Source organism: Panacibacter ginsenosidivorans (assembly GCF_007971225.1).
In the GTDB taxonomy this organism is placed as follows: Bacteria; Bacteroidota; Bacteroidia; order Chitinophagales; family Chitinophagaceae; genus Panacibacter; species Panacibacter ginsenosidivorans.
This window is the reverse complement of record NZ_CP042435.1, coordinates 2,958,297-2,972,849: the sequence shown is the minus strand read 5'-3', so window position 1 is coordinate 2,972,849 and position 14,553 is coordinate 2,958,297. Positions and strand designations below refer to the sequence as shown.

13 protein-coding genes are annotated in these 14,553 nt (G+C 38.1%); 7 read left to right on the top strand and 6 right to left on the bottom strand.

The window, feature by feature from the left end:
- Positions 1–123: 123 nt before the first annotated feature.
- The gene (locus FRZ67_RS12535) at positions 124–603 is read right to left on the bottom strand and encodes a YcxB family protein (RefSeq protein WP_147189894.1); all 480 of its coding nucleotides are present in this window, start codon (positions 601–603) and stop codon (positions 124–126) included.
- Positions 604–820: 217 nt separating this feature from the next.
- Here FRZ67_RS12535 and FRZ67_RS12530 point away from each other — a divergent pair, with 217 nt between their 5' ends.
- The 3 genes from FRZ67_RS12530 (at position 821) to FRZ67_RS12520 (ending at position 3,453) form a co-directional block, all read left to right on the top strand.
- Positions 821–1,150, top strand: coding sequence for a hypothetical protein (locus FRZ67_RS12530; protein WP_147189893.1), 330 nt, complete (start codon positions 821–823; stop codon positions 1,148–1,150).
- 136 nt (positions 1,151–1,286) lie between these two features.
- Positions 1,287–1,775, top strand: a complete 489-nt coding sequence (locus FRZ67_RS12525) for an asparaginase domain-containing protein (RefSeq protein ID WP_147189892.1) — start codon at positions 1,287–1,289, stop codon at positions 1,773–1,775.
- Between the two features lie 85 nt (positions 1,776–1,860).
- Positions 1,861–3,453, top strand: coding sequence for a M1 family metallopeptidase (locus FRZ67_RS12520; RefSeq protein ID WP_147189891.1), 1,593 nt, complete (start codon positions 1,861–1,863; stop codon positions 3,451–3,453).
- 121 nt (positions 3,454–3,574) lie between these two features.
- Here FRZ67_RS12520 and FRZ67_RS12515 read toward each other — a convergent pair whose 3' ends face one another.
- Both FRZ67_RS12515 and FRZ67_RS12510 read right to left on the bottom strand, forming a co-directional pair.
- A complete protein-coding gene (locus FRZ67_RS12515; RefSeq protein ID WP_147189890.1) occupies positions 3,575–5,167 on the bottom strand; it encodes a Na+/H+ antiporter in 1,593 nt (530 codons plus the stop codon).
- A 211-nt stretch (positions 5,168–5,378) separates the two neighbouring features.
- Positions 5,379–6,221: a transketolase gene (locus FRZ67_RS12510; RefSeq protein ID WP_147189889.1), complete on the bottom strand. Its 843-nt coding sequence runs from the start codon at positions 6,219–6,221 to the stop codon at positions 5,379–5,381.
- Positions 6,222–6,402: 181 nt separating this feature from the next.
- Between FRZ67_RS12510 and FRZ67_RS12505 the strand changes: the two genes are divergently transcribed.
- From FRZ67_RS12505 to FRZ67_RS12490, 4 genes are all read left to right on the top strand, one after another.
- Complete coding sequence (locus FRZ67_RS12505) at positions 6,403–7,587, top strand: MraY family glycosyltransferase (protein WP_147189888.1); 1,185 nt, start codon at positions 6,403–6,405, stop codon at positions 7,585–7,587.
- A gap of 110 nt (positions 7,588–7,697) precedes the next feature.
- Positions 7,698–8,264, top strand: a complete 567-nt coding sequence (gene frr / locus FRZ67_RS12500) for a ribosome recycling factor (RefSeq protein WP_147189887.1) — start codon at positions 7,698–7,700, stop codon at positions 8,262–8,264.
- A gap of 9 nt (positions 8,265–8,273) precedes the next feature.
- Positions 8,274–8,525, top strand: coding sequence for a DUF4834 family protein (locus tag FRZ67_RS12495; RefSeq protein WP_147189886.1), 252 nt, complete (start codon positions 8,274–8,276; stop codon positions 8,523–8,525).
- A gap of 175 nt (positions 8,526–8,700) precedes the next feature.
- On the top strand, positions 8,701–9,789 hold the full coding sequence (locus tag FRZ67_RS12490) for an ABC transporter permease (protein ID WP_147189885.1): 1,089 nt from the start codon (positions 8,701–8,703) through the stop codon (positions 9,787–9,789).
- Between the two features lie 82 nt (positions 9,790–9,871).
- Here FRZ67_RS12490 and FRZ67_RS12485 read toward each other — a convergent pair whose 3' ends face one another.
- From FRZ67_RS12485 to FRZ67_RS12475, 3 genes are all read right to left on the bottom strand, one after another.
- The gene (locus FRZ67_RS12485; RefSeq protein WP_147189884.1) at positions 9,872–10,906 is read right to left on the bottom strand and encodes a proline iminopeptidase-family hydrolase; all 1,035 of its coding nucleotides are present in this window, start codon (positions 10,904–10,906) and stop codon (positions 9,872–9,874) included.
- A 253-nt stretch (positions 10,907–11,159) separates the two neighbouring features.
- Positions 11,160–13,619 (bottom strand): AsmA family protein, encoded by a 2,460-nt coding sequence (locus FRZ67_RS12480; RefSeq protein ID WP_147189883.1) that lies wholly within the window; start codon positions 13,617–13,619, stop codon positions 11,160–11,162.
- Between the two features lie 176 nt (positions 13,620–13,795).
- Positions 13,796–14,527 carry an esterase family protein gene (locus tag FRZ67_RS12475; RefSeq protein ID WP_147189882.1) on the bottom strand — a complete coding sequence of 244 codons (732 nt, stop codon included), beginning with the start codon at positions 14,525–14,527 and terminating at the stop codon, positions 13,796–13,798.
- Between the last annotated feature and the right edge of the window lie 26 nt (positions 14,528–14,553).

The window sequence follows — 14,553 nt, the reverse complement described above, 5'->3', positions numbered from 1 at the left end:
GATACCAGACACTTTGAGTAATAATTAAACATTGGTTGCGTCGCACTCTTCAGCATTTAATTCTTTGTTGAACTGAGTATAATACAATTTCCTGTTTTAACTAAACATGGCCTGGATAATAAATTATTTATTTTGCTGAATTTTTTCATTCAGCAATCCCCGCAGGTTATGCCTGAAATCATCATCCATATTATCTTTTGGAACAAGAAAAAAAGACTTGGCAGAAAAATAAAGATGGAAAAAATGAGGGCTTTCAATAAATTTTGTGAACTGGCCCCATTGCCACTGCATATGTCCTCTTTCATTTTGCAGGGTTACCGCACTGTTGCCGAAATCAATTAAAAAATTATCCTGGAAAGTGGCAGACTTCTTATAAATATTATTTGGCAGCATAAACCAGAAAGAAATAATAAATACCAACCAGATAAAAGAGCCCAGCAAAAAGGGTTCAGGCCGAACTTTACCAATCATATAAAGCACTGCAGAAATAATATCAAAAATAATAACAACAATAAGTAATATTCTTATTTCCGGTTGCCATATAAAATGATAACGTAATGCCTGCAAAACTTTCTTTTTATTGTAGGTAAATCTTAATTGCATGTAATTTATTGAGGCGTCAAAAGTAGATAATAATCAGGTACACCACAATCCGGATAAATGAGTATTCATATATCAGAAATTTAATAGCTTATTACCGCACTGTTTATTTACAGCTACACACTGTGCAATTTTTTTATCACAATATTGCCCGAAATCAATAGATAATTATTTAAGCACAGTGTTATGTAATCTGGTATTTAGTTTGTACCTTATTTGTATGAAAGCGATCTCTACACAGAAAGAAATTCTAATTATGACGGGCACAACATTCGTTGACAGAGAATGGTGCAGTGATAATATTATGGACAAAAAAAATTATCTGACAAAGCAACAAATGCTGAAAGAAGCCGATTGCTGGAACGGAATACTGCATGAACTTTTACCTGAAATACCCAATGATATTCATGAAGAAGAAAAATTATATTTGTGGCTTGTAAGGCAAGGCCATGCTTTTATACAGCTGGAGTTATGCCCAGAACCTCTTGTTATAGAAAGGGAATTTTCTCTTGACCCCTACCTGTTCCTTTCTGCACAAATAAATAACTAATATTTTGCTTAATAAATATAGAGGCGCACAAGAGTGCGACGCAACGAATGCTTAATTGTATTCGAACCGCTGGCTCCAAAATCACAGCCATAATAAATGGCAAAAGCTTACTACATTCACTGTATAATTATGAGTTATGTCTATACGCATTTTTATTACAGGTGGAACATTTGATAAAGAATACAACGAAATTACCGGGCAGCTTTTTTTTAAAGATACACATATGAGCGAATTGTTGAAACTGGGGCGCAGCCGCATTCCTGTTGAGATACGTACGCTTATGATGATCGATAGTCTTGAGATGACAGATGCAGACCGGAACCTGATAGCAGAGAATTGTCTAAAAGCAGCAGAGAATAAAATTATTATTACACACGGCACAGATACGATGGCAGAAACCGCAAAAGTGCTGGCTTCAAAAGCTATGAAAAAAACAATTGTGCTAACAGGCGCCATGATACCATACAAGTTTGGTAGCTCTGATGGATTGTTTAATATGGGTAGCGCCTTGGCTTTTGTACAAAGCCTTCCGCATGGTGTTTTTGTAGCTATGAATGGCCGGTATTTTAATTGGGATAACGTGCGCAAAAACCGGCAAACAGGCGCTTTCGAAGAGCTTAGATAGCTGATTATATTTTGTAGTAAAGGGTTTCTTCGCTACCATTTAATAATACTTATACACTCATAATAATTTTTAAAATAAACTTTTTATGCGGCTTACCTGTCTGTTTTTATTTGTCTTTTTTGTGGATAGTTTGTTGGCTCAATCAACCTTTACATCAGGAGGAAAGCTTAGGCCGGAACAGGCTGTTATGGATATTCGACATTACACCATTGCACTCGATGTAGATGTGCAGCAACACACTATAAGGGGGTATACTATTATTGATGTAGATATGCTTCAGCCGACGAGCATTTTGTTATTTGATCTGCTTGATTCATTCAATATTAAAAGCATAACCGTTAATGATAAAAATCAAAAATTTGTTTATAAGAATAACCTCATTACTATTAACCTGTCACAGGAATTACCTGCAGGCAAAGCTGCTGTAAAAATTGAATACAATGGCAAACCACATGTAGCTATACGGCCACCATGGGATGATGGCTTTACCTGGACAAAAGATTCAAGTGGTCATCCGTGGATTGCTGTTACAGCAGAAGGAACAGGTGGGAAATTGTATTACCCCTGCAAAGACCATCCATCTGATGAACCGAATGAAGGTGTTGATCTTACTATAACCGTACCCAAGGATCTTGTAGTAGCAGGGCCGGGATTGTTGCAAAAAATAACAAAGAAAAGAGACAAAGCAACTTATTACTGGAAAACAAATTATACCATCAACAACTACAGCATTGTTTTTAATATTGGCAATTACAAAGTTGTAAGCAAAAATTATATAACTATAAATGACAACACAGTACCCATGCAGTTTTACGTGTTACAGGAGCATGCAGCCATGGCAGAACATCATCTAGATGTTTTTGAACAATCAATGCATGTGCAGGAAAAATATTTTGGTGAATACCCGTGGATAAAAGAAAAAATAGGAATCGCCGAAACACCACATCTTGGTATGGAACATCAAACTATGAATGCGTATGGCAATAAATTCAGGTACACAAAGATCGGGGGCAAAGACTTTGACTGGCTGATGCATCACGAACTTGGCCATGAATGGTGGGGCAATAAAATAACAGCAAAAGATTGGGCTGATTACTGGATACACGAAGGCATCTGTAGTTTTGGAGATGCATTATATACACGGGAAATGGAAGGAGAAGCCGCATATATAAAGTGGTTTAAAAACAGCTCACTGCATTTTGAAAATAAACAGCCTATTGTGATTGGAAAAGATATCGATGAAGAGCAAGCTTATCATGCCGACATTTATGGTAAAGGTGCATTCTTTATGCATACGTTGCGTTATGTACTTGGTGACAGTATTTTTTTCCCCACATTAAAACAGTTTGCTACAAATGCTAAATATAATTACGATAACCTGGTAAATACAGATGATGTTGAACAATTTTTCAGCAAGACTAAAGGCACAGATCTAAAGCCGCTATTCAACTTGTATCTGCGCACAACAAATAAACTAGAGATATTAGTAAAGCGAACAGGCCTTACTGAATATAATGTAAGCCTGGGCAATATTGATATGGCGCTTCCGCTTGATATTGCAACAACCAACGGGTTGAAGAAAGCGATGATTAATAAAAAAGGAATTACGATTAAGAGCAGCACCTTACCGGTAATAGATCCCGACATGTTTTATCTTACTAAAATTATTATTGAATAAATTATTGAGCCAGGTTGTAGTAACACTATTAAGCCTCACTTGCGTCGCACTCTTGTACTTTCTATTCATTATTGAGCAATTCATTCTTTTTCATGAAACATTATGAAAGGGAGAAAAAATTTTATTTTCTTATTCTGGCTTCCTCCAGGTCAAGTTCTCTTTCCTTTTCGCGTAATAATTCATCGCTATATAATTTTGAATTACGCATTTCATTTAACTGCGCTCTTCTTACCTCGATCATTTCGTAAAGCATTTTATAATAGTTAGGTAAAAAAGAAGGAGGCTCGTCTTTTACCTCAGCTGCATCTAATTTTTTTTCTGCAATTTCAACCATACGTTCATAACGTTCTTTTACTCTTTTGTAAGCTTCAATGTTTTCTGTTTCATCCGAATAATTATTTATTAAATGCTTAAGTACAGCAACTGCCAATTTATATCTTATTTCTCTCTCTTGTTGTTGAGGAGACTCTGTTGATTCGATCCCTAATTTGCGTATGATCCACGGCAAACTTAAACCCTGAAGAACAAGTGTAAACAATATCACCACAAAGGTGATGAACAAAATAAGGTTGCGGTGCGGAAATGCAGTTCCATCATTTAATACAAGCGGTACGGCTAATGCGGAAGCAAGTGACACTAAACCACGCATGCCACTCCAGCCGGTTATAAAAATAAGTTTCCAGCCGGGGTTAGCTTCTTTTTCTCTTATGCCTTTAAAAAGAAATCTTGGAATATATGCACCTGGGTAAACCCAAAGCAGTCGTATAACTATTGTAAGCAAACTAATAACTACTGCATAGGTTATTGCTTCAGTTATCGAATAATTATCAAGCCCTTTAATGATCTCCGGTAGTTGCAGACCGATAAGAATAAACACTATTCCATTTAACAGGAATACCAATGTTTGCCAAACACTGATGGCCTGTAACCTTGTATCGTAAGAAAAAATTTCATGAGACCTGAATGTAAGAAACAAACCGCCACTTACTACCGCCAGCACGCCTGAAAAATGAAAATGCTCGGCAGTTATATACATGAGATACGGAGAAATAAGTGTAATGGCTGTATCAATGCTGGGGGTGGTTGGCAAAAACCGGTGCAAAGCATAAATGATATGTGCAATAGCAACACCTATGAGAATGCCCATGATAACAACAAGAAAGAAATCTCCAGTTGCATTCCAGAAAACAAATTGTCCTGTTGAAATAGCTGCCAATGCAAAACGAAAAACAATAAGGCTCGATGCATCATTAACCAGGCTTTCTCCTTCAAGAATGGTAACAACCCGCTTCGGCACTTTTAGCTTTTGAATAATACTTGTAGCCGCGATAGCATCGGGAGGAGAAATGATGCCACCTAATAAAAAGCCCATTGCCAGTGAAAAGCCTGGTATCATTGCATGAGCTGCAAAGGCAACGGCTCCTGATGTAAAAATAACAAGTCCGAATGAGAGCATTGAGATCGGTCTTTTTGCGGACCAGAACTCATGCCAGGAAGTATTCCATGCTGCTGCGTATAGTAAGGGCGGCAGAAAAATGAGGAAGACAAGATTTGGATCGAGTTTTATAACAGGCATACCTGGTATAATGCTGATCAATAAGCCTGCTATCACAAGAAAAATGGGATAAGGAATGTGTAGTTTCTCGCTAAGCATAGAAAGCATAGACACACAAAATAGCAATCCGATAATAAGAAGCAGCTGGTCCACTATCATAAGTTCAATTTAATATATGCAGTTGAAATTACTATAAGAGATAATGCACAAGACGAAATAAATTATCGAAATGCCTTGCGCTTTGCTCATAAATTTTCGGGACGCTGAAGTGAGTGACACAACCGGCGATGCCAAGAAGACCAAATGCCTGTATAAAAAATAAAAAAGCAGCCTTTAAAAAAGACTGCTTTAAATAAAAATATTTTAGGAATTAATAATCTCCAAGTGTTTCGGGCAATTGTGCCAATGCTTTTGCAAGCTGTTCATCATTTGGTGCAATGCCATGCCATTCGTGATGGCCTTCCATAAAATCGACGCCCTTACCCATTATGGTTTTCATGAGAATGCAAATGGGGCGACCGTTCCCAGTTAAAGATTTCGCTTTGTTAAGGGTGGCAATCACATCCTCCATATCGTTTCCATCCATTTCAAGAACCTGCCAGTTGAATGCTTCAAACTTGGCATGCAGATCTCCAAGATTCATAACCTTGCTGGTAGGGCCATCGATCTGCTGGCCGTTCCAATCTATTGTGCTGATAAGATTGTCGACTTTTAAATTCGGTGCACTTAAGACTGCCTCCCAGATCTGTCCTTCATCCAGTTCTCCATCGCCATGCAATGAATATACAATATGGGTATCGCCATTTAATTTTTTACTAAGTGCCGCACCGATAGCCACGCTCATCCCCTGACCAAGAGAACCGCTTGCTACTCTTATACCGGGAAGGTGCTCATGCGTAGCCGGATGGCCCTGCAACCTTGAACCTAGCTTACGAAAAGTGGATAACTCCTTTACATCAAAATAACCTGAGCGTGCCAGCGTTGCATAAAATACCGGTGAAATATGACCGTTGGATAAAAAGAAAACGTCTTCATTTAAAGCATCCATGTTAAAGGATGGATCATGTTTCATAATATTAAAATAAAGGTCCGTAAAAAAATCTGTACAGCCAAGAGAACCACCGGGGTGGCCACTTTGAACAGCGTGCACCATTCTTACAATATCCCTGCGTATTTGCGTGGCAATATCTTTTAATTCGGTTACTGATTTCATGTTCGCCTTTTAGGTGTGCAAATCTAAGGGATAAACGTTTACCTACTGCAATAGCATGCTTGTGTAAAAGGAATATTATTTTAAGTTTTTTTAAAAATTATACTCTATTTTCGTGATGGTTTTGATCGCTGCTGTATTGCCGTATGAAGGAAAAACAGTTGATCATTAAAATTTACCCTAAATGATTTTAGTTGCTGTAGGGATGTTCATTGCTTATATTATTACTTTCTTATTAATGCCTTTTATCATTAGAGTTGCAAGAATAAATAAGCTTTACGACAAGCCCGATGAAAGAAAAACACACACGAATTCAGTTTCCTCACTTGGTGGTGTGGGTATGATTGCAGGCCTGTCAATCAGCCTTCTTCTCGTATCAGATTTCAGAATTGGAGATTCTGCATTCCAGTATTACCTGGCCGCTTTTTTTATTATTTTTATGCTGGGTGTTATAGATGATCTATTTGTTCTTCATCCTCTTAAGAAATTGGCAGGTCAATTATTGGTGGCACTGCTTGTAACTACTAAATCACATTTGCTGATTACTAATTTGCAGGGGCTTGGCGGATTTTACGAAATAAGCAATTCAGTAAGTTATATACTCACCTTTTTTACAATACTGCTTATTATAAATTCATTTAACCTTATTGATGGTGTAGATGGTCTGGCAGGATCACTAGGGCTAGCATCTTCTTTTTTCTTTGGATTATTTTTTTATCTGAAAGGCGATATGCCTTATGCTATTCTTGGTTTTTCTATGGCTGGCACACTTATGGCATTTCTTGTATTTAATTTTCCCCCTGCAAGAATATTTATGGGTGATTCCGGATCTATGCTGATTGGCCTGGTAAACGCTATACTTGTTATACGGCTTATCGAAGAAGGGACCTTTACTACTGGCATTTCTGTATATTCTTCATTTGCATTAGGGTTTAGTATCCTGCTTATTCCGATGCTTGATGTGTTGCGTGTTTTTATTATCAGGCTTACGAAAGGAGCATCCCCTTTTGCACCGGACCGTAATCATATACATCATCTTCTGTTAAATAAAGGATTTAATCATACCCAGGTAACAGTAACCATGTTATTGTCAAGTATTATTTTTACAGCTGTGGGTTATTTTGTCAACGACCTTAATATTAACCTGGTTGCCGGTATATTAACCCTGCTGTTCTTCAGTGGAGTGTTTGTTATTAAATTCCTTACCTCTTTTAATCCATTGCATGTTGTGCAATCCAAAGACGGAATTGGAGCCGATGCAAAAGTGCTTACGCTGTATGGTGATGAGAATGATGTGAGTAAGATCGCTCCCAAAAAATCCAACCCCGAGAGCTTGAATATACATCCGCCTAAAACCAAAGCAGAATAATAAAACTTGCCCTTACACGGTAAATTATCGAAAGGAATTATTAAAATCCTCCGGGCATTTTGTCATTGCATCAGCTATTATTAGTTTTGCTGCACTTTAAATCAAGTAATATGTCACTGGAAGAACTGGAGCTGATAACGGAAGATGCAGAATCATCAATGCAAAAAGCTATCGCACATCTTGAAACAGAACTTACTAAAATAAGGGCTGGCAAAGCAACTCCTTCCATGCTGGATGGTATTTCGGTTGATTATTACGGGTCGGCAACCCCTGTTAACCAGGTTGCCAATATTAGTGTGCTTGATGCAAGAACGGTTAGTATACAACCATGGGAGAAAAATATGCTGGCGCCAATTGAAAGAGCAATCCTTCAGGCAAATATTGGCATTACGCCACAGAATGATGGTGTTCAGATACGCCTCTTTCTTCCGCCACTTACCGAAGAACGCAGAAGAGATCTATTTAAAAAAGCAAGTGCAGAAGGCGAGCATTCAAAAGTTGCGATTAGAAATATCCGCCGCGATTCTATAGAGCATATAAAGAAACTGCAGAAAGATGGCTTAAGCGAGGACGCAGCAAAGGATGCAGAGAAAGATATACAGAACATAACCGACAAGCATATAAGTTTGGTTGATAAACATCTTGCCGCCAAAGAGAAAGAAATGATGGCCGTTTAAACAATAGCAATGATAGAAGTAGTTGTAACCATATTAATTTTATACCTGATCTATAAACTGGTCTTCGACTTTGTAGTACCCGTTGCCAGAACGACTTCGCATTTTAAAAGCCAGGTAAATGAGATGCGCCGCATGCAGGAAGAACAAATGCGCAAACAGCAGCAACAGGCTCAAAATCCAACTCAACAATCAAAACCTTCTTCTACAAAAAATACAACCACGACAGATGGCGAGTATATAGACTTTGAAGACATAAAATAATTTTCATTTTCAAAGAAGTGTATGTGTCATGCTTTTGAATAAGTATTAGGCTTTGGTTGCGTCGCACCCTTGTACTGCAAAAATATTTCATCAAAGAAACATGGTAGTAAAACCGCAAAGTCTCCCTGTGCCTTAAAAACTTTGCATCTTTGCGTGAAATTCTTTTTATCAAAATTTGTTCAAATCTTATACATACAAAAGCGCTTTCATCAAAAGACTACTGAAAAACAAAGGAGCTGTTTTTGGAACTGTTGTTATCCTCATTGCTTTTGTAGCTGCAATGTTTGCTTACTTTATTGCGCCGGATAATTCGCCTTATGCAAACAGGATCATTCCTGAAATTGCGAATAAGAAAGCGGGCTTTACTATTCAACTCGTGCAAATAAAAAAAGACAGTGCTGCTGCTACACATGTAAACTTTTTTGAAAAGCTTTTAAACGGCGAACCCGATACTTACAGTTTTGTTCCTGTTGTTTCTTATTCAAAAACCACTGACAGTATTATCGCACAAAAATTTATTGATGATGGTATCACAGAACGTGTAAGTTTCTCTTTATCGCAACTTGCGGCAATACCTGTTATTGAACAAAAGTTTACGCTTGGTACAGATAAGTTTGGAAGAGATATTGCCAGTCGTCTTATTGTTGGTACAAGAGTTAGCTTAAGTGTTGGATTAATAACCGTAATCATTTCTTTGACCATAGGTATTTTACTTGGTGCATTAGCAGGCTACTTTAAAGGGTGGGTTGATGATGTAATCATGTGGCTCATTAATGTTATCTGGAGTATACCGACATTGCTGCTTGTATTTGCAATCACTTTATTATTAGGGAAAGGTTTCTGGCAGGTTTTTATTGCTGTTGGGTTGACCATGTGGGTAAATGTTGCAAGACTTGTACGCGGACAAGTTCTTGCCGTTCGTGAGCTGGAATACATAGAAGCAACAAGAGCATTAGGGTTCTCTTATACAAGAACAATTGTATTGCATATTTTACCAAATATACTCGGACCGGTTATGGTAATTGCTGCAAGTAATTTTGCATCTGCTATTGTAATTGAAGCGGGCCTTAGCTTTCTGGGTGTCGGTGTGCAGCCACCACAACCAAGCTGGGGTTTAATGATAAAAGAGAATTATAATTTTATTATTACCAATAACCCCATGCTTGCATTAGAGCCGGGCATTGCAATTATGTTGTTGGTACTCGCATTTAATTTATTGGGCAATGGACTAAGAGATGCATTAAATGTGAAAGAGAAGATTTGATGTTTCTGCCCATTTAATTTTCAACCGCACAAGTGAGTGACACAACGAAGATGCCATAAGCACTGCAGTCCGTAACAAAAATTTATTCTCCCTTCTTAAACGTTCCACCATCTACATCTTTAATAAACTTTATAACGCCGGGATAAAAATGTTTTTGATCATCCCACATGGCAAGATGGCTGCCTTCGGGGCAATATAAATAAGTGCCATTCTGTACCTGTGTGCTCATCCATTTCATGTGATCAGGATCCATGGTATCGAACTTTGCACCAACTGTAAGCGTGGGCACTTTTATTTCTTTTAGTCTGTCTTTGATATCCCAGTTTGCAAGCCTGCCTGATATACCAAACTCGCTTGGTCCCTGCATCATAGTATAGATAGTCATGTTAGCATGTTTAAATGCACGCTGCACAGGATCAGGGTTTGGCACAATGCGGCAAAGATGTTCATTGTAATAACCTTCAAGCAACGCTTCATATCTTGGATTAGATGTTTGCCCTTTGTTTTGCAAAAGCATAATACTGTCAACAACTGTGTTATTCATCTGCTGCTGCAATACAAGATTATATTTACCATAATCAGGGCAGCTTGCCATCATGTTGCAGATGATAAGACCTTTCAAATTATCCTGGTACTTCAATGCATACTCCATGGCAAGAATGCCACCCCATGAATTGCCAAGCAAATACAAATTGTCCTTGCTTAAACCAAGTGCTTTACGTACCTGTTCTACTTCTTCAACGAATCGATCTGTCGTCCACAAACTGCTGTCTGTAGGTTGATCAGAATAGTAAGAGCCAAGCTGGTCGTATTCTATCATTTCAAAACCTTCACGCGGAAAAAAACTTTCAAAACACTCCATGTACTCATGCGTCATGGCAGGTCCGCCATGCAGCAGCAACACTTTTATACGCGGATTATTGCCAATTGTTTTTGTCCATACATTGAATTTTCCAACCGGCGTTTCTATCGGGATCATTTTTATACCGGCACTTTGCACGCCTGAATCATGCGGCGCAAAATAATCCTGCACCGTAACGCTCTTCGATTGTTCAGCAGCGGGTTGATTGCATGATGCAATGATGGCAGCAGTTAGTACTACAAGAAAGTATTTCATAAAGCGTGTTTGAATAATTAATATGTTGAAGTTATGAGTTTGAGTTTTTGTAGCAAGTTTTTGTGGTGCTATTATACTTTGGTTGCGTCGCACTCTTGTACTGATGAATACGTTTCAGCAATCAGCAGTCAGGTTTAAGCTAAATATCAGTTGCTTATTGAATGCTGATACCTGATAGCTGACACCTTTTCCAAACGTACAAGTGAGTGACACAACAGGCGATGCCATATGTACTATAGCCGGTAAACAAAAATCACTTCTTGTCTTTATCTTTTTTGAATTTCTTCTTTGAAAGCCTTGGTGTAAATTTTATTTCGCCATATTGATCGTTCTTTGCGCCGATCCAAATACTAAGACCGGTTTTGGCATCAAGCCCTTTGTTCTTTGCGGGTACTGTTTCATCGCGTTCACCAAAGTTGCTAAAGGGAACCTGTATCAGCATGTCTGTATTCTTACCATAAATATCGTACTGGCCTTCGAGGTACATGCTGATGGCGGTTGATTGAATTTCCATTCTGTTGATGTATAAATAATCGGGTGTTATATCAAGCCGGTCTTTAAGTTCCGCAAAACGAACATTGCTCATGTCACGATTCTTGAGAAAAAGTATTTTCATTTCTTCAAGCCCTTTGTGATTAATGATGGCGCCGTTCTTTAAAGAAAAATCTATTGCGCCCGTCATTGACCTGGGAATTACAACGCCTGTACCTGAATTAATTGTCATATTAAGATGCGCTTCGGCGTCCAGCACTCCTCTTAAATTTTTTCCTGTAATGCTGTTTTGCCCGAAATTATTAAAGCCGGTAAGCAATTGTTGTATATTTATTTGCTGTACTTTGATATCTGCATGTGCCGCAGATGTTTTTGCATTGCGCTGGTATAATTTGCCAGTTGCAGAAATAGAACCGCCTGCATGATAAAGTGATAAATAATTTACGTTCCAGTTGTTTTCCTGCATGGCAAGTTGAACCTTTAGTTTCTCTGCATAAAAAGGACCCTTACTTACCTTATCTGCGGCAAGATTAATGATCCAGTTACTGTTAGCAAAAAAATCGTCTATTTTATTAGCCGTAGCGGCAAACTGTGCTTTTCTTTTTTTAGTGGTTTTTTTCTCTGTTGGTTGCAATACCTGGAATATCTCGTCAAGATGTAGATAGGGGCTGCTAACGTTCAACGCCAATGCTGCTTTATAATTGATGTTTTTTGAAAGCCCACTCATATCATTGCCCTCAACATTTACCGCAAAATGACTGTTCTTAAAATCAAACTCAAAATCTTTGAACAATAGTTTATTGTCGCCGATAGATACAAAGCCCGTACAATTTTCCAGCATTATATTCTTAGGCTCATATAAGAGCTGGCCGTTTTTTAGTTGTAATGCTGCTGTAAGATTTTTTAATTGAGAAGGATCGGCAATAAGAGGCCCCTTATAAGACAATCCGATAGATGCTGTGCCTGCTAGAAAAGTTATTGCATCAGAGCCAATAGCATTATCAACATCTGTAAGAGATGCAAACGAAGACAGGTTAAACTGAACAACCGGCTGCTGCAGATTATTCACCTTTATATTTTTACCGGTAAGTTCCAATCCCCGCCATTTGCCTGAAAAAGTTTGCATAGTTATTTCAGAGAATTGATCTGTATGTGGCAGTGTATCCGAAATATTATTGGTAAAGCTTCCTGTAAAAGAACATTCATCAAATGTAACAGGCCCACTGCTCAATTGATTGTTCTCGGTTTTCCAGGAGGCAGTAACGATGGGTATTTTTCCATTCGCTAATGGGCCGTTTAGCGCAACATGTACCGCGAGCGGTTCTGTAATCTGTATGGCACTTAGCCTCGTTCTTAATTTAGGGGTAAGTACTACATAGGTTTTTTCAAACTTTGATTCATTGCCTGCTATATCAAGATGAAAAGAGGGTTCGCCGGAAAAATTGAATAATCCGGTTACAGTATATGGTTGCTCATTGATCTCCATTTCACTTCTTTCGCAACGCAATGTTTTGGATGCTCTGTTGAAGTAAAGATCCAAATTACCTTCTACAGCCATGTTTTCAAGATAGCTGCCTTTTGCACGATTAAAGATCATTTTCATTACCGTTGTCTTATGCTCAACAGCGATATGCAAAAGGGTATCTGTTTGTTTCAGCTTTGCAGTAAAATCTTGTATATGAAAATCAAAGTCTTTCTTTTTTTGCTCATTGTCTATAACAAGATCAATACGTTCAAGCATTACGGTGCGGATCACAAAACCCTCTTTCTGTTTTTGTGTTGTTTCTTTTTTGGGTTTTAAAAACATACCAAGATTGCTATATCCGCTGCTGTCTGTATAAATATGTATGCGCCCCTGTTTTAAAACAACTTTTGAAAGCTGGTGTTGTATATCTCCTATTTTAAAAATATTGATGCGGCAACTGAGCACGCTGCATTTTAGAAATGGCATTTGATAAACAGAATCGATGAGCTCTACATTTTCAAGGTCAACAGCAATATCGGGGAAAGTGCTGATGGTACTTATACTGATATCTTTTACTTCTAGTCTACCCGCTACATTATTGCCAATTGTTTCTTTAACCTTGCTTAACAAAGAATCCTTATTAAAAGCGAGATAAATATTTACTGCCGCCAGTAATAAAATAATAATCAATAGCAGGCTGCTAAACACCCATGCGGTTATGCGTAACGCTTTATTTTTTATAAATGAAAAGATCATGTAATAAAATGCTGTGACAATAATATTCAATTAACGTACCCGCAAACGAAATTGGTGTTTGAAAGGTGCAGAACAGGGATAAAAAGTACAAGTGAGTGACACAACCACAGCTTAATAGCAGCAATGCAGCCGGTTCAATAAAAATTAACTGCATTGTTACGGGTAAAACTAAGTCTTTAAAACTTTATATCGATAATATAAGGTAGCATTGCCCTCCATGTTGGCCAGTCATGATTTATATCCGGCCCCCAAATGTCCAGGTCGTGCCAGATGCCTTTGTCCCACAAAACCTGTGAGAATCTTTTATTTGCTTCGGGGTCTTCATGCGCACCACCGCCGGTATAAATATGTATATGATGCGATGCTTTAATTTTATCAAGATACCATTGATCCTGCAAATTGGGCACATAATGAATGGGGCTGTTGAAATAAACCTGTTCATCCCAAAAACCTTTTGTGTATTCAGTAAGATCGTACACACCACTGAGGCTGATAGCGCCATTAATGAGATCGGGTTTTTTGAGAAAAAGGTTCATTGCATGTAATGCACCAAATGATGCGCCACTGGTATAAATAAAAGTATCGGGGCTGGTATTATTGCGGATGTAGGGAATTACTTCATTGAACACATAGTCGTTGAACTGGTTGTGACGAATAGCTTTATGATCGGGAATCATTTCATGGTTCAGCCAGCTTTCTTTGTTCATGCTGTCTATGCTGAATACCTTTAGTTTCCCGGAATCTATTAGTGGTTGTAGTACATCTATCATTTGAAAACGCTCATATTCCAGGTAATCTGCTGCTGCTGTGGGTATCAATAATAACGCAAAACCAAAGTGACCATAAGAAGCGATAGGCATTTCTTTACCAAGGGCGGGGCTGTACCATGATGTAATTTGTCTGTTCATAGATTTTTATTTGCTGTATAAATTTT